Origin of the sequence: Sphingomonas sp. BT-65 (assembly GCF_026107375.2) — a bacterium.
GTDB lineage: Bacteria > Pseudomonadota > Alphaproteobacteria > Sphingomonadales > Sphingomonadaceae > Sphingomonas.
In genome coordinates this window covers 1,080,104-1,101,801 of the sequence record NZ_JAPCIA010000001.1, presented here as the reverse complement: position 1 = coordinate 1,101,801, position 21,698 = coordinate 1,080,104, and the positions used below count along the sequence as shown (strand labels likewise).

At 66.9% G+C, this 21,698-nt stretch carries 20 protein-coding genes; 9 read left to right on the top strand and 11 right to left on the bottom strand.

Annotation, left to right across the window (positions count from 1 at the left end; all coding sequences use genetic code 11):
• Nucleotide 1 precedes the first annotated feature (1 nt).
• From OK349_RS05300 to OK349_RS05285, 4 genes are read left to right on the top strand one after another with little or no spacing between them, the layout of a single operon-like run.
• Complete coding sequence (locus tag OK349_RS05300) at nucleotides 2-697, top strand: biotin--[acetyl-CoA-carboxylase] ligase (protein WP_372340568.1); 696 nt, start codon at nucleotides 2-4, stop codon at nucleotides 695-697.
• A gap of 10 nt (nucleotides 698-707) precedes the next feature.
• Entirely contained in the window at nucleotides 708-1,496 is a 789-nt protein-coding gene (locus OK349_RS05295; protein WP_265116778.1) for a type III pantothenate kinase, read from the top strand.
• A 24-nt stretch (nucleotides 1,497-1,520) separates the two neighbouring features.
• Nucleotides 1,521-3,158, top strand: a complete 1,638-nt coding sequence (locus OK349_RS05290; protein WP_265116777.1) for a ribonuclease J — start codon at nucleotides 1,521-1,523, stop codon at nucleotides 3,156-3,158.
• A 4-nt stretch (nucleotides 3,159-3,162) separates the two neighbouring features.
• Entirely contained in the window at nucleotides 3,163-3,423 is a 261-nt protein-coding gene (locus tag OK349_RS05285; protein WP_265116776.1) for a DUF1467 family protein, read from the top strand.
• On the opposite strand, the gene OK349_RS05280 is transcribed toward OK349_RS05285, so the two are convergent.
• The 5 genes from OK349_RS05280 to OK349_RS05260 all read right to left on the bottom strand — a co-directional run bounded on the left by OK349_RS05280 (nucleotide 3,411) and on the right by OK349_RS05260 (nucleotide 6,904).
• Entirely contained in the window at nucleotides 3,411-4,058 is a 648-nt protein-coding gene (locus OK349_RS05280) for a hypothetical protein (protein ID WP_265116775.1), read from the bottom strand. The two genes, OK349_RS05285 and OK349_RS05280, sit on opposite strands and share 13 nt — an antisense overlap.
• 87 nt (nucleotides 4,059-4,145) lie before the next feature.
• On the bottom strand, nucleotides 4,146-4,619 hold the full coding sequence (locus OK349_RS05275) for a GNAT family N-acetyltransferase (RefSeq protein ID WP_265116774.1): 474 nt from the start codon (nucleotides 4,617-4,619) through the stop codon (nucleotides 4,146-4,148).
• Nucleotides 4,616-5,188, bottom strand: coding sequence for an AlbA family DNA-binding domain-containing protein (locus OK349_RS05270; RefSeq protein ID WP_265116773.1), 573 nt, complete (start codon nucleotides 5,186-5,188; stop codon nucleotides 4,616-4,618). Before OK349_RS05270 ends, OK349_RS05275 begins: the two co-directional genes overlap by 4 nt.
• Nucleotides 5,189-5,192: 4 nt before the next feature.
• Nucleotides 5,193-6,311 (bottom strand): M14 family metallopeptidase, encoded by a 1,119-nt coding sequence (locus OK349_RS05265; RefSeq protein WP_265116772.1) that lies wholly within the window; start codon nucleotides 6,309-6,311, stop codon nucleotides 5,193-5,195.
• The gene (locus OK349_RS05260) at nucleotides 6,308-6,904 is read right to left on the bottom strand and encodes a DUF4136 domain-containing protein (RefSeq protein ID WP_265116771.1); all 597 of its coding nucleotides are present in this window, start codon (nucleotides 6,902-6,904) and stop codon (nucleotides 6,308-6,310) included. Before OK349_RS05260 ends, OK349_RS05265 begins: the two co-directional genes overlap by 4 nt.
• 106 nt (nucleotides 6,905-7,010) lie before the next feature.
• On the opposite strand from OK349_RS05260, the gene OK349_RS05255 reads away from it, so the two are divergent.
• From OK349_RS05255 to OK349_RS05245, 3 genes are all read left to right on the top strand, one after another.
• A complete protein-coding gene (locus OK349_RS05255) occupies nucleotides 7,011-7,424 on the top strand; it encodes a VOC family protein (RefSeq protein WP_265116770.1) in 414 nt (137 codons plus the stop codon).
• Between the two features lie 113 nt (nucleotides 7,425-7,537).
• Nucleotides 7,538-7,663: a type B 50S ribosomal protein L36 gene (gene ykgO / locus OK349_RS05250; RefSeq protein ID WP_066575973.1), complete on the top strand. Its 126-nt coding sequence runs from the start codon at nucleotides 7,538-7,540 to the stop codon at nucleotides 7,661-7,663.
• Between the two features lie 11 nt (nucleotides 7,664-7,674).
• Complete coding sequence (locus OK349_RS05245) at nucleotides 7,675-8,292, top strand: HAD family hydrolase (RefSeq protein ID WP_265116769.1); 618 nt, start codon at nucleotides 7,675-7,677, stop codon at nucleotides 8,290-8,292.
• Here OK349_RS05245 and pyk read toward each other — a convergent pair.
• Nucleotides 8,289-9,743 (bottom strand): pyruvate kinase, encoded by a 1,455-nt coding sequence (gene pyk, locus OK349_RS05240; protein WP_265116768.1) that lies wholly within the window; start codon nucleotides 9,741-9,743, stop codon nucleotides 8,289-8,291. The genes OK349_RS05245 and pyk overlap by 4 nt on opposite strands.
• Before the next feature lie 167 nt (nucleotides 9,744-9,910).
• Between pyk and OK349_RS05235 the strand changes: the two genes are divergently transcribed.
• Together OK349_RS05235 and OK349_RS05230 are read left to right on the top strand one after the other, a co-directional pair.
• A complete protein-coding gene (locus tag OK349_RS05235) occupies nucleotides 9,911-10,300 on the top strand; it encodes a DUF1244 domain-containing protein (protein ID WP_265116767.1) in 390 nt (129 codons plus the stop codon).
• Between the two features lie 316 nt (nucleotides 10,301-10,616).
• Nucleotides 10,617-13,325 carry a TonB-dependent receptor gene (locus tag OK349_RS05230; RefSeq protein ID WP_265116766.1) on the top strand — a complete coding sequence of 903 codons (2,709 nt, stop codon included), beginning with the start codon at nucleotides 10,617-10,619 and terminating at the stop codon, nucleotides 13,323-13,325.
• Between the two features lie 34 nt (nucleotides 13,326-13,359).
• On the opposite strand, the gene OK349_RS05225 is transcribed toward OK349_RS05230, so the two are convergent.
• The 5 genes from OK349_RS05225 to OK349_RS05205 form a co-directional block, all read right to left on the bottom strand.
• Nucleotides 13,360-14,508 carry a hypothetical protein gene (locus OK349_RS05225; protein WP_265116765.1) on the bottom strand — a complete coding sequence of 383 codons (1,149 nt, stop codon included), beginning with the start codon at nucleotides 14,506-14,508 and terminating at the stop codon, nucleotides 13,360-13,362.
• A complete protein-coding gene (locus tag OK349_RS05220; protein WP_265116764.1) occupies nucleotides 14,505-16,130 on the bottom strand; it encodes an alkaline phosphatase D family protein in 1,626 nt (541 codons plus the stop codon). The genes OK349_RS05225 and OK349_RS05220 overlap by 4 nt, the downstream gene beginning before the upstream one ends.
• Nucleotides 16,131-16,203: 73 nt before the next feature.
• Nucleotides 16,204-19,455, bottom strand: coding sequence for a TonB-dependent receptor domain-containing protein (locus tag OK349_RS05215; RefSeq protein WP_265116763.1), 3,252 nt, complete (start codon nucleotides 19,453-19,455; stop codon nucleotides 16,204-16,206).
• Nucleotides 19,456-19,741: 286 nt separating this feature from the next.
• Nucleotides 19,742-20,728, bottom strand: coding sequence for a FecR family protein (locus OK349_RS05210; protein ID WP_265116762.1), 987 nt, complete (start codon nucleotides 20,726-20,728; stop codon nucleotides 19,742-19,744).
• Nucleotides 20,729-20,950: 222 nt separating this feature from the next.
• Nucleotides 20,951-21,568 carry an RNA polymerase sigma factor gene (locus OK349_RS05205; protein WP_265116761.1) on the bottom strand — a complete coding sequence of 206 codons (618 nt, stop codon included), beginning with the start codon at nucleotides 21,566-21,568 and terminating at the stop codon, nucleotides 20,951-20,953.
• Nucleotides 21,569-21,698 lie beyond the last annotated feature (130 nt).

Sequence of the window (21,698 nt, the reverse complement as noted above, 5' to 3'; positions counted from 1 at the left end):
TATCCGCACGGTCGAGGAGACCGGCTCGACCAATGCCGACATGCTCGCGCTCGCCACGGCGGGGGCCAGCGAGGGCAGCTGGCTGCGCGCCGAGCGCCAGACCGGCGGCAAGGGCCGGCAGGGCAGGGCGTGGGACTCGCCGCCGGGCAATCTCTACGCCAGCACGCTCGTCCGCCTGCGCCCCGCCGATCCGCCCGCCGCGACGCTGGCGCTGGTCGCCGCTGTGGCGCTGGAGGAGGCGGTGCGCGTCTTCCGCGCCGCCGGCGCCACGATCAAATGGCCCAACGACCTGCTGGTCGACGGTGCCAAGCTCTCCGGCATCCTGCTCGAACGCGCCGAGGACGCGATCGTGATCGGCATCGGCGTCAACCTTGCCCATCACCCCGATCTTCCGGATCGTCCGACGACCAGCCTCGCAGCTCACGCCGCCCCCACCGACCCCGCCACTTTCCTCGACGTGCTGGCCGAGACGTTTGCCCGCTGGCTAGCGCGCTGGCGACAGGAGGGCCTCGACCCCGTCCGTCAGCGCTGGCTCGACCGCGCCCACGCCCCCGGCACCGCGCTCACCGCGCGCCTGCCCGACGGCGAGGCGATCGAGGGCCTGTTCGACGGCCTCACCAGCGACGGCGCACTCATCCTGCGCTTGGCGAGCGGTGCACGGCGTGTCATTCACGCCGGCGACGTGTTCCTGATCTGAGGGGGTCCGCATGCTGCTCGCCATCGATGCCGGCAACACCAATGTCGTCTTCGCGCTCGTTGAGGGCCGCGAGATCCGTGCGCGCTGGCGCATCGCCACCGATCCGCGCCGCACTGCCGACGAATATGCCGTGTGGCTCAGCCAGCTCCTCAGTCTCGAAGGCTATGACCGCAGCGCGGTGACCGGCGTGATCATCGGCACCGTCGTCCCGCGCGCGCTCCACAATCTCGAGGTGCTCGCGCAGAAATATTTCGGCGCCGATCCGCTGATCGCCGGCGCCGACGGCTGGCCGATCGCGCTCGATGTCGAGGAGCCGGACAGCGTCGGCGCCGACCGCGCGCTCAACATCATCGCCGCGCACGACAAGCATCCGGGCGATCTCATCATCATCGACTTCGGCACCGCCGCCACCTTCGACGTCGCCGACTATACCGGCGCCTACAAGGGCGGGATCATCGCCCCGGGCATCAACCTGTCGCTCGACGCGCTGGTCACCGCCGCCGCCAAGCTGCCGCGCATCGCGATCGAGGCGCCCAAGGGCAATCTCTCGGTGATCGGCCGCAACACCGTCGACCAGATGCACATCGGCATCTATTGGGGCTATATCGCGATGATCGAAGGGCTGGTCGCGCGGATGAAGGCGGAGATCGGCCGCCCGGTCAAGGTGATCGCGACCGGCGGGCTCTCGGTGCTGTTCGAGAAGCACACCGACGCGTTCGACGTGATCGAGCCTGACCTGACCATCCAGGGGCTGGCGATGCTGTGGGAGCAGCAGAGCGGCAAGCGCCGTCCCAACTGACGTCCCGACCAACGAAGGATCAACGTGACCCCCGGCAACGAACTTCTCTTCCTCGCGCTCGGCGGCTCCGGCGAGATCGGCATGAACGTCAATCTTTATGGCTGCCGCGGCAAGTGGATCATGGTCGATTGCGGGGTGATCTTCGGCAATCCCGACTATCCCGGCATCGACCTCATGCTGCCCGACCTCCAGTTCATCGAGGAGCGGCTCGACGATCTGCTCGGCATCGTGCTGACGCACGGGCATGAGGATCATATCGGCGCTTTGCCCTATCTCGCGCTCGACCTCGGCGTGCCGCTCTACGCCACGCCGTTCACCGCGGGCCTGATCCACGGCAAGCTCGACGAGGAGGGCATCGCCGACCGCGTCGAATTGAACGTGGTGCGTGAGGAGGAGAATTTCGAGCTCGGCCCGTTTGGCATCCGCTACGTCCCGCTCGCCCACTCGATCCCCGAGGGCAACGCGGTCCTCATCGACACCCCCTATGGCCGCGTGTTCCACACCGGTGACTGGAAGATCGACGACACGCCCGTCATGGGCTCCGCCTCGACCGCCGAGGAGCTGACTGAGATCGGCGACGGCGGCGTGCTCGCGCTGGTCTGCGATTCCACCAACGTGTTCAATCCGGAGGCATCGGGCTCGGAGCAGGAGGTGCGCGAGGGCCTCGACCGGGTGATCGCCGGCGCCAAGGGCCGCGTGCTCGTCACCACCTTCGCCTCCAATGCCGCGCGGCTCCAGACGCTGGGCGAGGCCGCGCGCGACACCGGCCGCGCGATGTGCGTCGCCGGGCGTTCACTCGACCGCATCCTGCGCGTCGCCAAGGCGACCGGCTATCTGCGCAGCTTCCCCGAGACCGTCGATTTCGAGACCGCGATGTCGCTCCCGCGCGACAAGGTGATGATCGTCGCCACCGGCGGCCAGGGCGAACCGCGCGCCGCGCTCGCCCGCATCGCCGAGGGCAATCACCCGCTCAAGCTCGATCAGGGCGACCGCGTCATCTTCTCGTCCAAGCAGATCCCGGGCAACGAGATCGCGATCGGCCGCATCATGAACGCGCTCGCCGAGAAGGGCGTCGAGATGGTCACCGACCGCCAGGCCTTCGTCCATGTCTCGGGCCATCCCGGCCGCCCCGAGCTCGCCGAGATGTACCACTGGATCCGCCCCGAGATCCTCGTTCCCGTGCATGGCGAGATGCGCCACATGGCCGAACAGGCGCGCTTCGGGCTCGAACAGGGCATCGCCCGCGCCGTGGTCCAGCAGAATGGCGAGATCGTCCGCCTCGCGCCCAAGGGCCCCGAGAAGCTCGGCCATGCGCCCGCCGGCCGCCTCGTGCTCGATGGGGACGTGATCCTCCCCGCCGACGGCTCCACCATGAACGAGCGCCGCAAACTCGGCCTCTACGGCCAGATGTCGGTCGCGGTTGCGCTTCGCAAGGACGGCAGCATCGCGGGCGAGCCCGAGGTGCGCATCCAGGGTGTGCCCGTCGAGGAAGATCGCGAGCCCTTCCTTGAGGAAGCTTGCGAAGCCGCCGCCAAGGCAGCCGCAGCGGCTGGGCGCGACCGCGAGAAACTGCGCGAGGCCGTGCGCCTCGCCACCCGCCGCGTCGCGGTCAAATGGACCGGCAAGAAGCCGGTCGTCGATGTTCTGCTGATCGAGGTCTGAGCAAATGAGTTGGCCGAGCGCGCTGGCGATCTATTTCCTGTTCTGGTTCCTGGCGCTGTTCCTGGTGCTGCCCTTCTCCGCGCGCACCAGCGTCGAGGCGGGCGAGCCGCTGATCCCCGGCCAGGCCGAAAGCGCGCCGCGCGCCTTCCCCGCGGGCCGGATCGCGCTGCGCACCACCGCGCTCTCCGCGTTGCTCTTCGCGCTCTACTATCTCAACTATGTCTACGGCTGGATCACCGCCGACATGCTCGATTACTGGAACTGATTGGGCGTGGTCTGAGTCATCGGCTGGCCGGCCTTGTACTTGCGGTTATCTTCCTGCGCCTTCTGGTAGGCGCGCTCCTCGTCCATCTTCTTGAAGCTCTCGGCGGCCTTGTCCATCGACTCCAGCGCCTCGCCCTGGATCTTGTTCATGTTGGTCATGATATAGGCCGACATCGCCTCGGAGATTTTGGCGGTGTCGAACGGCCGCTTGTCGAGCCGCGAATCGATCTGCTCGTTCATCGAGACGCGGCCGATCACCTTGTACTGATCGGCGCCCTTGATCGCGAAGCCCTTGCCCAGGGCCTTGTCCGCATCGTCCGACATCTCGAAGCTGGTCTGCACACGGGTCTTGCCTTCGCCCGCCGGCAGAATGTTCACCGTGTACTTGGCGACCTGCATTCCGTTGGCGTGGAAATACCAGATCATCGACTTTTCGGGCTCGCCGCCGCGAGTCACCGCGCCGCCGCGCTGGTTGTAGACCATCTTGTCGAACAGCGAGGGCAGCGGCGTCGATTCGACCACGCGATAGACTTCGAGCGCCGGCCGGTCATAGGTCTCGCCGGTCTTGAGCGGTCCATGGAAATAGGCGCCCGCCGCCAGCGCCACGGCCGCGCCGCCGAACATGATTTCCTTCATCGCTTGCCCCCGATGGTTGCCGAGGCGGGGATAGCGGAATCAGGTCAATCCGCTGCCAACGCCTATCCCTAATGCGCGATTAGGAAATCAGCCGAGCGCCAGCGCGAAGAAGCGGTTGAACGCGGTCGCCTTATAATCGGCGAAGGGAGGGCAGGGGACGAAGCCGTGCCGCGCGTAGAGCGTATGCGCCGCATCGAATGCCGGGCCGGTGCCGGTCTCGAGCTTGAGCGCGGCGTAACCCCGCTCGCGCGCCAGAGCGATGATGTGGCGCAGCACCGCGGTGCCCACGCCGCGCCCCAGCGCCGTCCCGGCGGTGCGCATCGACTTGATCTCGCCGGTCGCCTGATCGAGGTGCTTCACCGCGCCGACGCCCAGCAGCGCCTCGCCCTCCCACGCCGAGAGGAACGTGATGTCGGGCGTCTTGAGTCCCGACAGGTCGAGGAAATGGCAGGTCCCCGGCGGCGAGTTGGCCAGCATCCCGCCGGCATGCACTTCGAGCAGCGCGATCACCTGTGGGTCGTCGAGGCCGCCCTCGCGGATTTCAAAGCGCGTCCGGCTCACGCTAGCCGTTGACGTTCGAGCCGGCGCAGGTGATCCACGATATCCCGCTTGTTCATTGTCGCCAGCTCGCCCTGACCAAGGATTGCTCCTGCGATGAAATTTCCGTCCTCGATCTGCTCACTGAGTTTGGAGGCGCGGATAATTGCATCCCACCGCAGTACCAACGACTTCACCAAATCCGGCGGAGCGACGGTGGAACTTGTCTGCCGTCGATGCATGGGTTTCGATTTGGCGTAGTAAACAGGCTCGCTTCCCTTCTCGATGCGAACCGCTAAAATCGTAACGCCATCTATGGTCACATACTCGGCATTGTATGTGGGCGCCGGCTGTACCGACTGCGCAATTCCTTCGAGACGTTTGAGAGAGGTTCTGGAGGTGGCGTCCTGTGCACCCAGTCCCATTATCTTACCGTCGTCGGCTACGCCGATGAATAGATAGCCCCCGTCTGAGGTGCTGAATGCTGCAATCTCAGTGGCAAGATCGTCTGCGGTTTTCGGAATCGCGGATTTGAATTCGACAATCTGCGACTCTCCTCCGGAGATCAGGTCCTTGAGATGCTCAATGTCCAACTCGTCACACCTCGTCGATGAAACCGGCCAGCGTGTCGAGACAGGCGTGTGCCAGCGCCTTGCACCGCTCGGGTGACCAGCCGAACTCGGGATCGGGGCTCGGGTCATGGTCCTTGAACGGCATCTCCAGCGTCATCGACACCGCGCCGAAGCGCTCGGCGAGCTGGTTGGTCGACATCGACAGATTGGCCTGGCCCGGCGCGGACTTCTCATAGCCCTTTTCGAGCTGGAACAACGGCGTCGCCGCCGCCAGCCGCCGGCCATATTCGTAGAATTTGCCGCCCAGCGCATCGGTCCACGACGGAATCCCCTCGAACCCCGCCAGGAAGTTGGCCGGGATCGCCTCGTCGCCATGCACGTCCATCGCGAAGTCGACCCCGGTCGCGTCCATCGCCCCGCGCACCAGGAACACCTCGGGGCTCTTCTCCAGGCTCGGCGAATGCCATTCGCGGTTGAGGTTCACCCCCGCCGCATTGGTGCGCAGATGCCCGCGGAAGCTGCCGTCGGGGTTCATGTTGGGGACGATGTGCAGCGTCGCCTTGGCCCGCAGCGCCGTGGCAGCCGCGTCATCGGAATCGGTCAGCTTCTCCAGCGCGCCTTCCATCCACCATTCGGCCATCGATTCGCCGGGGTGCTGGCGCGCATAGAGCCACACCTGCTTCGGTCCCTCGCCCACCGTCAGCAGGTCGAGCGCGCGCCCGTCGAGCGTCTGGCCAAGCTCGCGATGCGTCACCCCGGGCTTGCCCGCCATCCGCGCGATCAGGTCGGCGTGGCGCTCCATCGAATAGGGCGCGAAATAGGCGAACCACGCGACATCGCCCTCGAAGTTGTGCGAGAAGCTGAACACCCCGTCGGCATAGTTCCCGTCGGTCAGCCGCCACGCCGCGCGGTCGGTGCTCACCCGCGCGCGGTAGCCCGGCCAGCCGAACGCATAGGCCGCGCTGCCCGCATTGACGATGCGGAAGGTCAGCTTCCGCCCGCGCACGCCCGCGACGCGAAAGTGGAACCACTGGTAGAAGTCGGACAGGTGGTCCGTAACGATCTCGAGATCGACGGTGTCGCCTTCGATCTTGATGAGGCGGATGTTGCCGCTGTCGAACGCAGCGTTGATGTGGATGCTCATTTCACCGTGATAGTGATGCCCGACTGCCCCGGAAAGCCCTTGAACAACGCTGCGGCCAGTCGTCCTGCGCCATCCGCCGGCTGCGAGCCGGGCGCGCCGCCCAGCGTCTCGGTGATCGCGCGGCCTTCCCAGATCACGGTGTTGTCGCCATGGCGGCGCAGCTGCACCGCCAGCTCGGCGCCATAGACGGTGCGCGTCTTGCTCCCGATGCCGAAGCTCGCGCCGCCGCCGACGCCGACATTGCCGCCGAAGCTCCCGCCGCCCAGCCCGATCGTCACCGGCGGACGCGTGCGCACCTGGCCGCGGTCGGTGCGCACGAAGTCGACCGTCGCGATATAGTCCGCACGCGCTCCGGCCGCGGCGGGGCTGAACCCCATCCGTCCCAGCTCGGCGCCGACCGCATCGGCATAGAGCTGGAATTCGGGCCCCGCTGCATTGTCCTTGGGCTGGATCGCCACCGCGCCCGCGGGGATCGGCTGCGAGAGGTGATAGCGCGTCACGTCGACCGGCGCCGCGCGCCCGCCGCCGGTGGTCGAGCAGCCGCCCGCCAGCGCGGCGAGGGCGGTGAAGGCGATCAGCACGCGGGTCTTCATCGGAACACTCCTTCCGCCGTCCGCAGCGAACGGCTCAACGCGGTCAACATCAGTACGTGCCCGCAGGTTCCGCGCAGCGCAAGCCTCTCGTCGGAACCCCGCGCAAGTGCCGCTCGTTGCCCCGCGCATGTTCGACCATACCGGCATCGTCGTCTCCGATCTCGCCGCCGCGCGGCGCTTTTACGATGCGGTGGCGGCCGCGCTCGGTCTCGCCACCGCCGACAATGGCGACCAGGCCTTCCTGTTCGGCAAGAGCGCGGAGGAGCCGATTCCCTATCTGTGGGTCGGCACGCTGCGCCCATCCTATTGGGTCGAGGGCTCGCGCGCCGGGATCAACCAGATGCACGTCGCCTTCGTCGCGCAGAGCCGCGAGATGGTCGACGAATTCCACCGTGCCGGACTCGCCGCGGGCGGGCGCGACAATGGCGCGCCGGGCCCGCGCGAGGGGGCAGGGAATTATTACGGCGCCTTTGTGCTCGATCCGGACGGCAACAATATCGAAGCTGCGTGGCGCTGGTAGCGGATGAATCCGCGCAAAACCGCGCGCGCTTCCTTGACTTCACGGGGCTTCCACTCTAGGCGAGCGCCTCTTTCCGGCACCTGCCACACAATTCGAGATATAAGAGACCGGTCATGAAGATCGTGAACAGCCTGAAGTCGCTCAAGGGGCGCCACCGTGACAACCGCGTGATCCGCCGCCGCGGCCGCGTGTACGTCATCAACAAGACCCAGCGCCGCTTCAAGGCCCGCCAGGGCTGAAGCCTGCTGCCATGGGAGAGGTCCGCGCCGCTATCTTCGATATCGGCAATGTCCTCTTCACCTGGCATCCGCGCTTTCTCTACGAGCGCCTGATCGAGGACGATCGGGCGCTCGCGGCGTTTCTGGACAATGTCATCACCTATGAGTGGCATTTCCAGCACGATGCCGGTCGCGACTTCGCCGAGACCTCGGCCGAGCGCATCGCCGAATTCCCCGAGCATGCCGAGCTGATCGCCGCCTGGGGGCCGCGCTTCAACGAAAGCCTCGGCCCCCCGGTGCCGGGCGTGCATGAGATCGTGGCGGAGCTCGATTCGGCTGGCGTCCCGCTGTTCGCGATCACCAATTTCAGCCACGAATTCTTCCCGCCCTTCCGCCGGGAATGGCCCGGGCTGTTCGATCGTTTCCGCGATATCGTCGTCTCGGGCGAGGAGAAATTGCTCAAGCCCGACGCGGCGATCTACAACCTCGCGCTCGCTCGTTTCGGGCTCGAGCCCCGCGAGGCGATCTTCATCGACGACAACGCCGCCAATGTCGCCGGTGCCGAAGCCGTCGGCATCCGCTCGGTGCTGTTCAAGGATGCGCCGGGTCTGCGCGCGGAACTCGCCGCCGCAGGCCTGCTGACCGCCTAGCCCCGGTTTTTCAGCTCATCGCCGAGGATACGCACCACGTGCAGCACGTTGGTCGATCCCGGCGTGCCGAACGGAACGCCCGCGCACACGATCACGCGGTCGCCGGCCTTGGCGATGCCGTGGCGCAGCGCCATGCGCTTGGCCTTGGCGACCATGTCCTCGAACGAATCGACGTCGCGCGTGTGCACCGCGTGGGTGCCCCACAACAGGCCCATGCGCCGCGCGGTCTCCAGCTTGGGGGTCAGCACCAGGATCGGCACCGAGGGCCGCTCGCGCGCGATACGCCGTGCGGTCGATCCGGACATGGTAAAGCAGATGATCGCCACTGCCGACACGGTCGCCGCGATCGACTTGGCGGCTTCGGCCAGCGCGTCGGCGGTGGTCGGGTCGGGCCGGGTCACGGTGAAGTGCACGCGGTCGCCATGCGCCGGGTCGCGCTCAACCGAATCGGCGATCGCGTCCATCATCGTCACCGATTCGATCGGCCACTGGCCCGCCGCGCTCTCGGCCGAGAGCATGATCGCATCCGCGCCGTCATATACCGCGGTCGCGACGTCCGACACCTCGGCGCGGGTCGGGGAGGGCGAGGTGATCATCGATTCGAGCATCTGCGTCGCGACGATCACCGGCCGGCCCATGCGGCGCGCGGTTTCGACGATGCGCTTCTGCAGCGGCGGCACGCTCTGCGGCGGCAGCTCGACGCCCAAGTCGCCGCGCGCCACCATCACCCCGTCGCACGCCTCGACGATTTCCTCGATCCGGGTCACCGCGCTCGGCTTCTCGATCTTGGCGAGCAGGGCTGCCCCGCCGCCGATCAGCCGCCGTGCCTCGGCAAGATCCTCGGGCCGCTGCACGAAGGAGAGCGCGATCCAGTCCACCTTCTGCTCGACCGCGAAAGCGAGGTCGCTGCGGTCCTTCTCGGTCAGCGCCGCCAGCGGCAGGATCATGTCGGGGACGTTCAAGCCCTTCGAGTTGGACAGCGTGCCGCCGACCTCGACCCGCGTCTCGATCCAGTCCATGCCGTAGCGCGTCACGCGCAGCACCATCTTGCCGTCGTCGAGCAGCAGCCGCGCGCCCTCGGTCACCGCCTCGAAGATCTCGCGGTGCGGCAGCTCGACGCGGGTCGCGTCGCCCGGGGTCTTGTCGCGGTCGAGGCGGAAGGTCGCGCCGGTCTCGAGCAGCACCTTGCCATCGGCGAACTTGCCGACGCGCAGCTTGGGCCCTTGCAGGTCGGCGAGGATCGTGGTCGGCCGCCCGGTGGTCTTCTCGAGTGCGCGGATCGCCTCGATCACCGGAATCTTCGATTCCTGGTCGCCATGGCTCATGTTGATGCGGAAGGCGTCGGCGCCCGCGGCGTGGAGCGCGGCGATCATCTCGGGCGAGTTGCTCGCCGGGCCGAGCGTCGCCAGCACGCGCACCTTTCGCGATCGCGGGTGCATTGCCTTGCTCATCGCCTTATCTCCATCCCAGAGCATTTTCGAGTTGGCCGTATGCGGCCAACGACTCGGAAAATGCGACCGCAAAAAAACCAGTGCGTTTGCTGCGCGTCGCGAAAATGCACTGGTGCGGGCCGTTCCCTAACGGCAAATGCCGACGATACAACCGTGGAGGCGAAACAATGACAACGCCAGACATCACTAGGCTGGACCGAATCGACGATCGAATCGCCGCCGAAGCCTTTCGCCGCCTCGTCCGCCATTTGCGCCACCGCACCGATGCCGAGAATATCGAACTGATGGGGCTCGCCGGCTTTTGCCGCAACTGCCTCGCCGACTGGCTCGAGGAAGCGAGCCGCGGCCAGCTGGACAAGGAAGCCGCGCGCGAGGCGATCTATGGCATGCCCTATGCGGAGTGGAAGGCGAAGCACCAGGGCGAGGCGACCCCGGAGCAGATCGCACGCATGAACGCCAGCATCGCCCGCAACAAGCGCGAGGCCGAGCTCGACGAAGCGCTCGACGGCAGCTTCCCGGCGAGCGACCCGCCCTCGATGACCGATCCGGGCAGGTAAACGGGGTCGCTCCCTTCATTCCCGCACGCCGCCCGTTCGCGGCCGCCGCGCAGCGCCAGGCGTGCATTTCCGCGTTCGACGGCTGTCGAGGCGCCGCCGCGGCGCGTCCCGCAAAGCCGGAAAACTAGCGATCGTTTCACCTCCGTTCGAAATTTATCGTTTAGATAAGATAATTAGTAATTGTCTGCTGGAAGCGTTTTCACTAGGAGACAGGTTCAGCCACGCGGAAGGCGCGGTGCGTACACATTTTTGGAGGGAGGATCGGATGCTGCGTTTCCCGATCGTTTTGACGAGCTCGGCGTCGGCTCTGGCGCTCATGGCAATTCCCGCGGCCGCTTCGGCGCAGACCGCGGAACCCCAGCAACCCAGTCCACAACAGGCGCCGCCCGCGCAGGAAGCGGAGCAGCAGGCGCAGGACGAAATCGTCGTCACCGGCATCCGCGCCAGCCTGGCGCGCGCCGCCGAGATCAAGCGCGATGCCGCGCAAGTCGTCGACTCGATCGTCGCGCAGGATATCGGCAAGTTCCCCGATCCCACCACCGCCGCCGCGCTCCAGCGCGTGCCGGGCGTGCAGGTCACGGTCGGCGGCAACAACGAGATCGTCAATCCGCTCATCCGCGGCCTGGGGGATATCCTCACCACGCTCGACGGGCGCGAGATCTTCACCGCCGTGGGCCGCGGCTTCGCCTTCCAGGACCTGCCCGCCGAAGCGCTGGCGCGGGTCGACGTGTTCAAGTCCAACACCGCCAATCTGATCGAGGGCGGCGTCGCCGGCGCGATCGACCTGCGGCTCAACAAGGCGTTCGACTACAAGGACCCGACGATCGCGATCGGCGGCAAGCTCAGCTATGCCTCGAACATCGAGAAGCTGAGCCCGCAGGTCAGCGCGCTCATCACCGATCGCTGGGACACCGGCATTGGCGAGATCGGCGCACTGCTCGGCGTCTCGTGGTACGACATCAAGTTCAACCGCCCCACCAACTATGTCGCGGAACGCCGCGCCGGCAGCGCGCTGGGCAACCCCAACGTCGCGATCCCGATCTCGACCGGCGGCCTCAACGAATATGGCAGCTATTCGCGGCCCCAGGCCAATGCCTCGCTGCAATGGCAGGCGACGCCCGAGCTTCAGGTCTATGCCGACGGTCTCTACTCGGCCTATCGCGGCAAATTCGCGACCGCCTTCTACGAATACCAGCTGTTCAACTCGACCAGCGTGAGCAACGTCGCCACCGACGACAATTGCTTCACCGCACGGGTCAATGGCGCGGGTTTCAATCCCAATTCGAACGAACTCGCCGCCGGTGAGAACCAGCCGGGCGGCTACACCACCCGCGAGATCTGCAACATGGTCGGCGGCACGTTCAACAATATCAGCTCCTTCACCTCGATGCAGGCGAAGAACCACAAGACCGACAGCTATCTCGGCGCGCTCGGCCTCAAATATGAGGGCGGCCGGTTCAAGGCGGTACTCGACGCGTCGTACCAGGAATCGATCGTCAACAATGAGACGTTCATCGTCGATACCGGCAAGAAGGTCGCCTCGGCGATCGTCGACTTCGACAATCCCGACCGGACCGCCGCGGTCACCGTGCCCGGCAACCCGATGGCCTCGGCCGACGGCTACACCTTCGTCAACGGCCTGTTCCAGGACTATTCGCGCTCGCAGGGCGACCTGTTCGCGGTAAAGCTCGACGCGTCGTACGAGCTCGGCTCGATCCTCAAGACGATCGAGTTCGGCGGCCGCTACGCCGATCGCGGCGCGCTGTTCGAGCAGGTCCAGCTCGGCATCGCGCCCCCGGGCGGATCGGGCAACACGCTGGTGACCGCCGCTGGCGTGCCCGACGATTTCTTCATCCGTGCGCCCGGCATCCCGCAGATCAACCAGGGCGCCCCGTTCCTCGTGCCCAGCCGCGAATATCTGCTCTCGGATGAGGGGCAGGCGCTGCTGCGGGGCTTCTTCAATGCCCCCGCGGGCCAGCCGCCGTTCGACCCCACCCGCCGGTTCGAGGCGGCGGAGAAGACCTATGCCGCCTATCTCCAGGCTGGGTATGACATTCCGCTCGGCGGCGCGGTCAGCATCGATGGCAAGATCGGCGTGCGCTATACCCGTACCGACCGCACGATCACCGGCACCGGCCGGGTCGATGGCATTCCGGTGACCACCACCGCCGACACCAGCGACGAGGACTGGCTGCCCAACGCCAGCGCGCGCATCCAGTTCGGCGGCGGACTCCAGGCGCGCTTCACTTACTCCAAGACGCTCGCGCGCCCGGCCTTCGGCTCGCTCAACCCGGGCCTCAACTATCTCGTCTCGACCAACCCCAACATCCGCAACAGCGGTTCGGGCGGCAATCCCGACCTGCGGCCGCAGAAGTCGGACAGCTACGACGCGACGCTCGAATATTACTGGAAGTCGGGCTACATCGCGATCGGCGGCTATTATCGCGACATCACCGATCGCGTGATCAACGGGGTCGTTGTCGAGACGATCGACGGCGTCGAATACAACATCTCGCGCCCGCGCAACGTCGGCCAGGCCAAGCTCAAGGGCGTCGAGGTCAGCGGCCAGATGTTCTTCGACTTCCTGCCGGGTGATCTCGCCGGCTTCGGCATGTTCGGCAACTTCACCTATGCCGACAGCGAGGTGAGCGGCGGCGACCAGCTGGCGGGCTTCCCGCTCCAGGGCGTGTCGAAGTATAACTTCAACGCCGGCTTGCTTTACGACCGCAACGGCATCTCGGCGCGCGTCGTCTACACTTATCGCTCGGAATATTTCGACGAGAACCGCACCGGCGCGGGTGATGTCCGTCCGGCCGATCAGCCGGTGTGGCTCAACTATGTCCGCCCGAACGGCCGCCTCGACTTCAGCCTGTCCTACGACGTGTCGCGCAACCTGACCTTCACGGTCGAGGGCACCAACGTGCTGCGCTCGCGCTATCGCAGCTATATCAACGAGGATTATTTTATCCGCGACGTGCGCACCGACGACAGCGTCTACGCGATCGGCTTCCGGGCGCGCTTCTGATGCGGCGGTGCCTGCCGCGCGACTGGCGGTAGCGTCAGTCGCGCGCCGGCGTGAACGGCGCCCGCGCATCGCCGGTCCAGCGCACCAATGTGAGGTCCGCGGTCTGCGCGCCTTTGCCGCCGCCGTTGCGGGCGAGGTAGAAGCGCCCGCCGCCGACTGGCTGCAGCCCGACATCGGCCTTCTGGTTCCAGCCGCGGAGGCCGGTCGCTGTGTCCTTGAGGCCGTCCTCGGCGAGCGCGAGCAGCGATCCCCGTTCCCAGCCCTTGCCGCCGGGGCCTGGTACACCGGTCAGGTCGCCCCGAACCGGTCGGGTCTTCGCGTCGACCGCGAACAGCAGATAGTTGGGGAAGTCCGCCTTCTTGCCTTTGTACACGCCCATGAACCAGCGCTGCGACGTCGCGTCATAGGCGAGGTTCTGCACGCCATAAGTCGTGTTGCCGGTGCGCACGAAATATTTGCCGTTCACTGTCGCGGGCCCGCTGCGGTGCGGCGCGCTCTCGACCAGCGGCCGCGCCAGCCGCGCCCAGTCGCTGACGTCGTACTGGAGCAGCACCTGGTGGTCGTTGTCGCGCCGCGTGGTGTTGCCATAGATGCCATAGGCCACGGTCAACAGCTGCCGCCCGTCGCTGCGACCGAAGGCCGGGCCGAACGCCACCCCGTCGATCCCCGAGCAGCCATAGCGATGGTCGGGCGAGGCGGCGGCATCGTCGCGGAACTTGCCGTCGTCGCCGTCGAACCGGCCGTCGCTATTGACGTCGGCGGCATAGTCCTTGGCGACCTCGGGCAGATAGACGGTGCGCAGCGCGTCGCTTGCACCCGCCTCGATCCCCACCCGGTCGATCTTCGCGCCGTCGATCACCGCGATGTAGAAGGCGCGGTCCTTCTTGTACTCGAGCGATCCGTAGAGCTTGCCGTCCGCCGCGTTGAAGTCGAGGTCGCCGAGATGCCCGGTCCAGCCGGTCAGCGTGCCGGCCAGCCTGCCGCTGAAGTCGTATTTCACGAGCAGATTGGTGAACGAGTAATAGATATACCCGCCCTGCACATCGACCGCGATGCCCTGCACATGGCCCGAGGCCCAGGTCCCGCCATTCTGGGTGAGCGGCAGCGTCAGGGGAGGGGCGTGCTGTCCCACTGCCGCCGGGGCCGCGCCGAGCAGCAGGAGCAGCAGCGCCGGCGCCTTCACGCGAACGCCCTCCGCCCGCGCTGAACCTGCATGCGGTGCGTTCCCGCGAGCTTGGTCGAACGCTCCTTGATCGTATCGAGGAACAGCCATTCGCCGGTCACGCGCTGCGGGGTCACCTCGACCATCAGATAGCCGCGATGGCTGGTGTCGGCCCATTTGAGCTCGGGATTGGCGGCGACGAAGCCTTGCGCCACGGTGCGCGGGTCGGCCGCCATGCCGCCCTCCATCCCGCCCGAGGTCACCGCGTGCCCGGCGAACTCGACGCCGGCGGGCTTGCCGTCCTCGGCCAGCGCATAGCCCCAGGCATTGTGGCTGTCGCCCGAGAGCATGACGAGATCGGCGTCCGCACGCTGCGCCGAACGCAGCAGGCGCGCGCGCGCCGCGGGATAGCCGTCCCAGCGGTCCATCCACATCGGCACGCCATGCTTCGCCGCGCGGATATGGTTGCGGAACTTGGCGACGGTGCCCGCGCTCGCATCGGGCTTGAGCCACTCGACCGCGGCCGGCGGCATCACCGTCCGCCCGATGATCGTCGCCATCCCGATCAGCTGCCATGCGCTGGTCTTCGCATTGGCCTTGAGCGCATGCGCCAGCCAGCTTTCCTGCGTGGTGCCGAGCATCGTCGCCGAGGGGTCCTGCCATTCGCCGTCGCGGAACGCGCTCAGCGCGGCGTCGGGATTGGCAGCCTTGAACGCCGCGTCGAGATCGGCCGGCCGGGTCCGCGCGAGCAGCCGCGATTCGGTACGATAGAGCGTCGCCAGCGTGCCGATCTCATAAGCCTTCCACGGCTCGTCCGACACTGGCAGCCACTCGCGATAGGCCTGCATCGCCGCGGCGCGGCGCGCGTTCCACTCGCCTTCCCTGGCCGGCTGGTGGTTGTTCGCGCCCCATTCATAGCTGTCGTTGGTCGATTCATGATCGTCCCACAGCGCGACCATCGGCGCCATCTGGTGCAGCTTCTGCAGGTCCGGATCGGCGCGGTAGCAGGCGAAGCGCAGCCGGTAGTCGGCCAGCGCGACCATCTCGTGGTCGGGCTGGAGCATCCGCCCCTCGACCCGCTTCCCCTCGTACGACGCGTTGCCGTACTCGTAGACATAGTCGCCGACATGCAGCCACAGGTCGAGATCGTCGCGCGCCGCGGCATGGCCATAGGCGTTGAACCAGCCATTGGGCAGGTTGGAACAGGAGAAGACGCCGAGCCCGAAGCGCGCAGCATTGTCGCCGGGCAACGTCTTGGTCCGCCCGACTGGGGACTTGGCTCCATCGGGTCCGACGAAGCGGTACCAATAGACCGTGCCCGGTGCGAGCCCGTCGACCGTGATCTTCGCGGTCCAGTCGCGATACGCCCCGGTGCGCACGGTCCCGCCTGACACTTTCCGCGTGAACTCGCGGTCCAGCGCCACCTCCGCGTCGAGCCGCACGATGCTCTCGCCGTCCGCGGGGACGTAGCGCGTCCACAATAGCATCGAGTCCTGCCCCGGCTCGCCGCTTGCGACATTGTGGGTGAAGCCGCGCGCGCCGGTCAGCTCCGCCGCGAGCCCGCGGCCCGCGGGCAGCAGCAGCGCGCCGAGCCCGAGTCCGCCGCCCAGAACCAGCTGCCGGCGATCGATGTTCAGGACCATGTCGGTTTCTCCGCAATCACGCTGGATGGGGTGCGGCTGCGCTGCGGCCGAGGCAGCGCAGCCGCGGGGGATGTCAGAAGCTGCCCTTGATCCCGAGGTTCCACATCGAGCCATAGATGCTGTACTGCTGCACCCGGCTGCGCACGTTCGAATAGACGATGTCGGGCGCGTTGAAGATGTTGCGGCCGGCCAGCATCACCTCGAAATTCCTGTTGATCTTGTAGCTCGCGCTGATGTTCCACAGCTCGCGCTCGGCGCGATAGAGGATGCCGTTGTTGGCGGTGGTCGGCGTGTTGCTGAGCGCGCTGGTGCGATAGCTCGACTGCCAGTTGCCGGTGAGCTGGAAGTCGAACCCGCTGCGGCTGTAGCGCAGGCCCCAGTTCGCCGACTGCTTGGGCAGGTTCTGGCGCTCGTCGTCGGGATCGACCAGCGTGAACGATCCGCGCAGGCCGAAGCCCTTGAGCGCGCCCGGCAGGAAGGTGAGCTGCTGGTCATATTCCAGTGTCAGGCCGTTGTTGGTGCTGGTGCCCGGCGCGTTCTGCGCGCTGCGGAAGGTGTAGCCGGCATAGTCGTCGGGATCGAAGCCGACATCCTCTGGATCCACCTCGATCCCGGTGATCTGCATGTCCTTGATGTCGAGCTTGAAGCCCGACACCGCGATGATGCCCGACGGCTCGAGGAAGTACTGCAGCCGCGCATAATATTTGGTCGAATGCTCGGGCTTGAGCAGCGGGTTGGGCACGGTCACGATCATCGTGGTGTCGTTGACCGAGACCACGCCGCCGAGATTGCCGTAGTCGGGGCGCAGGATCGAATCGCTGAACGAGATCTGCCCGACCAGCTTGTCGGTGAAGTCGTACTTGATCCCGCCGCTCAGGAACCAGTCCTGATATTCGCCGTGGCGCGTCGAATAGGTGCCGCCATTATACTGGTAGAGCAGGCCCTGGGTGGTCGTCGGGCCACTCGCATTCACCGGGTAGCCGGCTGCCACCACCTCCGAGAGCGGGCGGATGTTGGCGACGCGCGCCGCGGTCTTGGTCTTCTCGTAGCGCAGGCCCAGGTCGAACGACGCCCGCCCGGCGCGCGCCTGCACCTCGGCATAGCCGGCATAGACGTCTTCCTTGACGCGCTTGTTGTTGTCGAGGTCGCGCTTCAAATTGCCGAGCGTGTCCGGCACGAAATATTCGGGATGCTCGCGATAGATGTCGTACATCGCGTAATTGTTGTCGGCGCGCCAGTTCTGGGCGTTCATGTTGCCCGCGTCGAAGCCGTGGATCTGGAACTGGTAGAATTGCGTCCAGGGGATCACCGCCTCGGGCGCGCGCTGGGTCAGGTCACCGGTCGGGCCGACATATTGGAACTGGTCGAACGAGCCTTCGTTGGTCCGCCAGTCATTGGTGCGCACCAGGCCGCCCGCCATCAGCGTGACCGGCACGCCGCCCAGCTCGAGCTTCTTCTTGAGGTCGAGATTGACCCCGTACATCTCGTTCACCGCGTCGGACTCGGCGGTGCGGATATTGTTGCCGATATCGTCGTCGCGGTTGAAGCTGCGCGGATCGCCCCATGGCCGGCCCGCGGTCTGGGTCAGCGTCCAGGCGTTCGAGTCCTCCGACGCGCGGTCGAGCGTGAAGCCGATCCGCGTCAGGTAGCTGTCGGTGCGCTGGAAGAACCCCTTGCTGTTGTCGCGGAAGTTGAACTCGGAGCTCGAATAGCTGGTGCGCAGCAGCGCCTCGAACGTGTCGCCGCGATACTCCAGCTTGGGCGCGACGAGGAACGCCGGCGTGCCGGCATAGCGGTGCGAATATTGCGTGTGCAGGCGGGTGTTGGTGCCGCTTGGGTTGACCACGATGTGCGTCGGCGTCGAATCCGCGGTCGCGCGCGACACCGTCGTCGTGCCGAAGATCAGGAAGGTATACTGGTTGAAATATTCGACGTCGTAGAAGGAATAGGTGCTGCGCAGCGAGAAGGCGAGCTTGTCGGTGATCTTGTAGTCGAGCGCCAGGTTCGCGGCGGTGCGGCTGGTGAATTTGGGGCCCGGGCGCCACATCACCTGATAGGGCATCACGCGCCCGTCGGGCAGGTAGGACCAGTCGGTCTGGATGCGGTCCTGCTGGACGTAGTTGGCGTTGTAGCTCGCGTTGAACGCGATGCCGAGCCGCCCGTCGAGGAACACGTCGTTATAGCCGACCTGTGCCGAGGGGTAGATGCGCGGGTGCTTGCGGTCGTCGGGGAAATAGGCGGCGGTGAAAGCGGAGTCGGAGGTGCCCACGCCGCCCACCTGGAAGCGCAGCTGGCGGCCCTTACGCTGGAACGCGTATTTGCTGCGCAGGTTGATGCTGCCGCCCGGCGAATCCGCGTCCATGTTCGCGGTCAGCGTGTTGTTGAGCTCGATCGATTCGATGCCGGTGATCGACATCTGCTCGAACGAGTTCTGGCGGCCATTGTTGTTGTTCGACGTCGCGGTCGCCATGCGCGCGCCGTCGGTGGTGAAGGTCGAATATTTGGGATCGAGCCCGCCGATGCGCACCGCGGTCGCGTCGACCTCGGTATAGTCGAGCGAGATGCCCGGCATGTTCTTCATGAACTCGCCGACATCGCCCATGGTGAGGCCGCCATAATTGTCGGCGGCGACCACGGTCTTGGCGTTCATCGCCGCGCGGCGCTCCATGATCGCGGCCGCCTGACCGTCGCGCGCCGCGGTGATCGTCACCGACTCGATCTCGTCGTTCGCGGCGAAGGACTGGGCGTTGAGATCGACATTGAGCGTCGCGACCTCGCCAGCGGCGACGGTCGCGGTCGTCCGCACTTCCTGCAGGCCGGTATAGCGGACCACCAGCGTCACCTGCCCGGCGGGAAGCCCGGCGAGGCGGAAGTTACCGCCCTCATCCGAATAGGCGACGATCGTCGTGCCCTCGACCCGGATCTCGGCATTGCGGACATACTCACCGGTCGCGGTGTTGAGCACGCGCCCCGCCAGCGTGCCCTGGCCCACCGCCCGGCCCGACTGCGGCGAAGCCGGCGCGCGTGTCGAGCGCAACGTCACCACCTGGCCGTCGTCGCTTGCGATCCGCAGCGGCGTGCCGGCGATCAGGCGGCGCAGCGCCGCGCGCACGTCCATCCGGCCCTTGATCGCGGGCGTGCGCACGCCCTCCAGGTCGCGCGCCGAGGCGACGATCTGGATATGCGCCTGGCGCGCGAATTCCGGGATCGCCTTGACCGCCGGCTGCGCGGCGAGGTCGAATGCGCGGTCCTGTGCCTGCGCCGGCGCCGCCGCGACGAGCGCGATGACCGCCGTGCCGGACAGGATCGAATTGCGGATGAACATGCTCTGGCCCCTTTGCTTGCGGCGATCGCCGCCCCGTTCGGAGGCTGAGAGTCCCGGCGCGGCGGTTGCCGCCCCCGGTCCGCAAAAAATTTATGGGCAAGGCCTAGGACCAGCGAGGATTTGAGCTTCTATAGTTCCTCCCCCGGAGGGGGAGGGGGACCAGCGAAGCTGGTGGAGGGGTAATCTCCACACACGAACCGGCTCATTGGTGGAGATTACCCCTCCGTCAGCGCGACGCGCTGCCACCTCCCCCTCCGGGGGAGGAATGGCCGAACGTCGAGTAGCCCTACCGCGTCAGGATCACTGCGTCGCCCTGCTGCTCGACCCGCGCGTCGAACACGCTGGCGACCGCCCGGCCGAAGCCCGCCGGGTCGCTCGCTGCGAACAGCCCGGTGACCGGCTCGCTCGCCAGCGCGGGATCGCGGATCTCGATCCGCGTCTTGCTGTAGCGCGCGAACTCCGCCGCCGCCTCGTCGAGCCGCTCGCCCTCGAACGCGATCTTGCCCTCGCGCCACGCCAGCGCGCGCGAGACATGGTCGGCCGAGAGCGTCTCCGGCGCCGGGAGGGGGGCGCTCGCCGCCTCGGGCAAAGTCAGCCGCATGTTGGGGCGCAGGAACACCGCGTCCGCGGTTCCCGCCGCGCCCAGCGACACCCCGCCCTGGTCGACCAGGATGTCGACCGGCTTGCCCTCGAGCTTGCGCACGCGGAACGTCCCGCGCGCGGCGCGCAGCGGCTGGCCGGGCAGGTCGACCACGAATGGCCGGCGCTGGTCCGGCACCACGGTGAAATAGGCCTCGCCATAGAGCAGCTCGACCCGGCGCACGCGATCGCCATAGCGCACCCGCATGCTGCTCTGGGTGTTGAGCATCACGGTCGAGCCGTCGTCGAGCGTGACCAGCCGCACCTCGCCGAGCCCGGTGGTGATCGCCGCGGCGGGTTGGATGCCGATCGCCAGCACGCCGATCGACGCCGCGGCCAGCCCGCCCGCGCCGGTCCAGGCGAGCAGCTTGCGCCGCGAGACCGTTGGCACGGATGGCGGCGGTGCGGGCGGCGCGAAGTGCGCGGGATCGAATTGCGACCCGAGCGCACCCGCGGACTCGCTCAGCAGCGACAGCGCGTCGGCACGCAGCAATGCGCCGCGCCGCCGCGGATCGCCGTCCAGCCACGCTTCGAGCGCCTGTGCTTCCTCTTGTGAGAGCGGCCCGCGGTCGAGCCGCGCAATCCAGTCGGCAGCCGTCGCGTCAATGTACCGACTGGATTCGCGCTCGGTCATCTCTGGAAGCAATCTCCGAATCTCTCACCCAAGGGTCCAAACCCGACCAGGACGTGGAGCATGATGACGATCTGCGGGTTCGTGGCAAGGAGCGGAAACGAAGGCGGGCCGGTTGGCCCGTCGAGATTTCGCGACGCAGCCACGGGCCTGCAGATCGTCACCCCGAAGGGGCAGGGCGAAAAAACCCTGCGGACTGCGTTGGTCGCTTGTCAGGTAGCACCGCTACCTGCCTTCGCGACCGCCTTGCCACAGACTTTTTTCGCCACTGTCATGCCCACGTCCTGGTCGGGTTTGGACCCTAGAGGCTTCTGCCAGAGCATTTCCGCCATGACCAAACCAATCGACGAGAAAACGGAGCCCGCGCGAGATGTGTTTTTCCACGGTATTCTCGGAAATCGCCATGCGCGCGGCGATCTCGCGCTGCGGCAGGCCCTCGACGCGGCGCAGCATGAACGCCTCCTGCGTGCGGTCGGGCATCGCGCCGATCGCCTCGGCCAGCCGCCGCAGCTGGTCGCGGTCGATCGCGATGCATTCGGGCGACGGACGGTCGTCGGCGTGTTCCAGTTCGGTGAGGTCGTCCATCGTGCGGATCGACACCACCCGGGCGCGCCGCACATGCTTGGTGATCACCGAGCGCGCGACCTGGAACAGATACGCGCGGGGGAAGCGAATCTCCTCGACCGTCTCGAGATCGGCGAGGATGGCATAGGCCTCCTGGATGATGTCGTCGACGTCGAGGCCCATCGGCTGGCGGCGCGTGAGCCAGGTCCGCAGCGCCTGCTCGTGCGGCAGGATGTTGCGGAGGAACCATCGCGTCCGGTCCCGATCGATCGCGTGCATCACCCGTCCCCGCATGGTGCCGCCGCGCGCGGCTCCGGAGGGGAGCGCTAACGGCGAGTCGAGGCCGGTTAGTCGGCGAATGTGACAGTGATTGTGCAGCGTGCCCGCGCTTGCGGTGGCGCGAGCCGGG

Coding starts and splice junctions, on each gene's coding strand:
- OK349_RS05245 (WP_265116769.1), top strand. CDS start 7,675: ATGGGAGAGGTCCGCGCCGCTATCTTCGATATCGGCAATGTCCTCTTC.
- OK349_RS05295 (WP_265116778.1), top strand. CDS start 708: ATGCTGCTCGCCATCGATGCCGGCAACACCAATGTCGTCTTCGCGCTC.
- OK349_RS05265 (WP_265116772.1), bottom strand. CDS start 6,311: ATGAGCATCCACATCAACGCTGCGTTCGACAGCGGCAACATCCGCCTC.
- ykgO (WP_066575973.1), top strand. CDS start 7,538: ATGAAGATCGTGAACAGCCTGAAGTCGCTCAAGGGGCGCCACCGTGAC.
- OK349_RS05280 (WP_265116775.1), bottom strand. CDS start 4,058: ATGAAGGAAATCATGTTCGGCGGCGCGGCCGTGGCGCTGGCGGCGGGC.
- OK349_RS05215 (WP_265116763.1), bottom strand. CDS start 19,455: ATGTTCATCCGCAATTCGATCCTGTCCGGCACGGCGGTCATCGCGCTC.
- OK349_RS05285 (WP_265116776.1), top strand. CDS start 3,163: ATGAGTTGGCCGAGCGCGCTGGCGATCTATTTCCTGTTCTGGTTCCTG.
- OK349_RS05210 (WP_265116762.1), bottom strand. CDS start 20,728: ATGACCGAGCGCGAATCCAGTCGGTACATTGACGCGACGGCTGCCGAC.
- OK349_RS05205 (WP_265116761.1), bottom strand. CDS start 21,568: ATGCACGCGATCGATCGGGACCGGACGCGATGGTTCCTCCGCAACATC.
- pyk (WP_265116768.1), bottom strand. CDS start 9,743: ATGAGCAAGGCAATGCACCCGCGATCGCGAAAGGTGCGCGTGCTGGCG.
- OK349_RS05220 (WP_265116764.1), bottom strand. CDS start 16,130: ATGGTCCTGAACATCGATCGCCGGCAGCTGGTTCTGGGCGGCGGACTC.
- OK349_RS05235 (WP_265116767.1), top strand. CDS start 9,911: ATGACAACGCCAGACATCACTAGGCTGGACCGAATCGACGATCGAATC.
- OK349_RS05230 (WP_265116766.1), top strand. CDS start 10,617: ATGGCAATTCCCGCGGCCGCTTCGGCGCAGACCGCGGAACCCCAGCAA.
- OK349_RS05260 (WP_265116771.1), bottom strand. CDS start 6,904: ATGAAGACCCGCGTGCTGATCGCCTTCACCGCCCTCGCCGCGCTGGCG.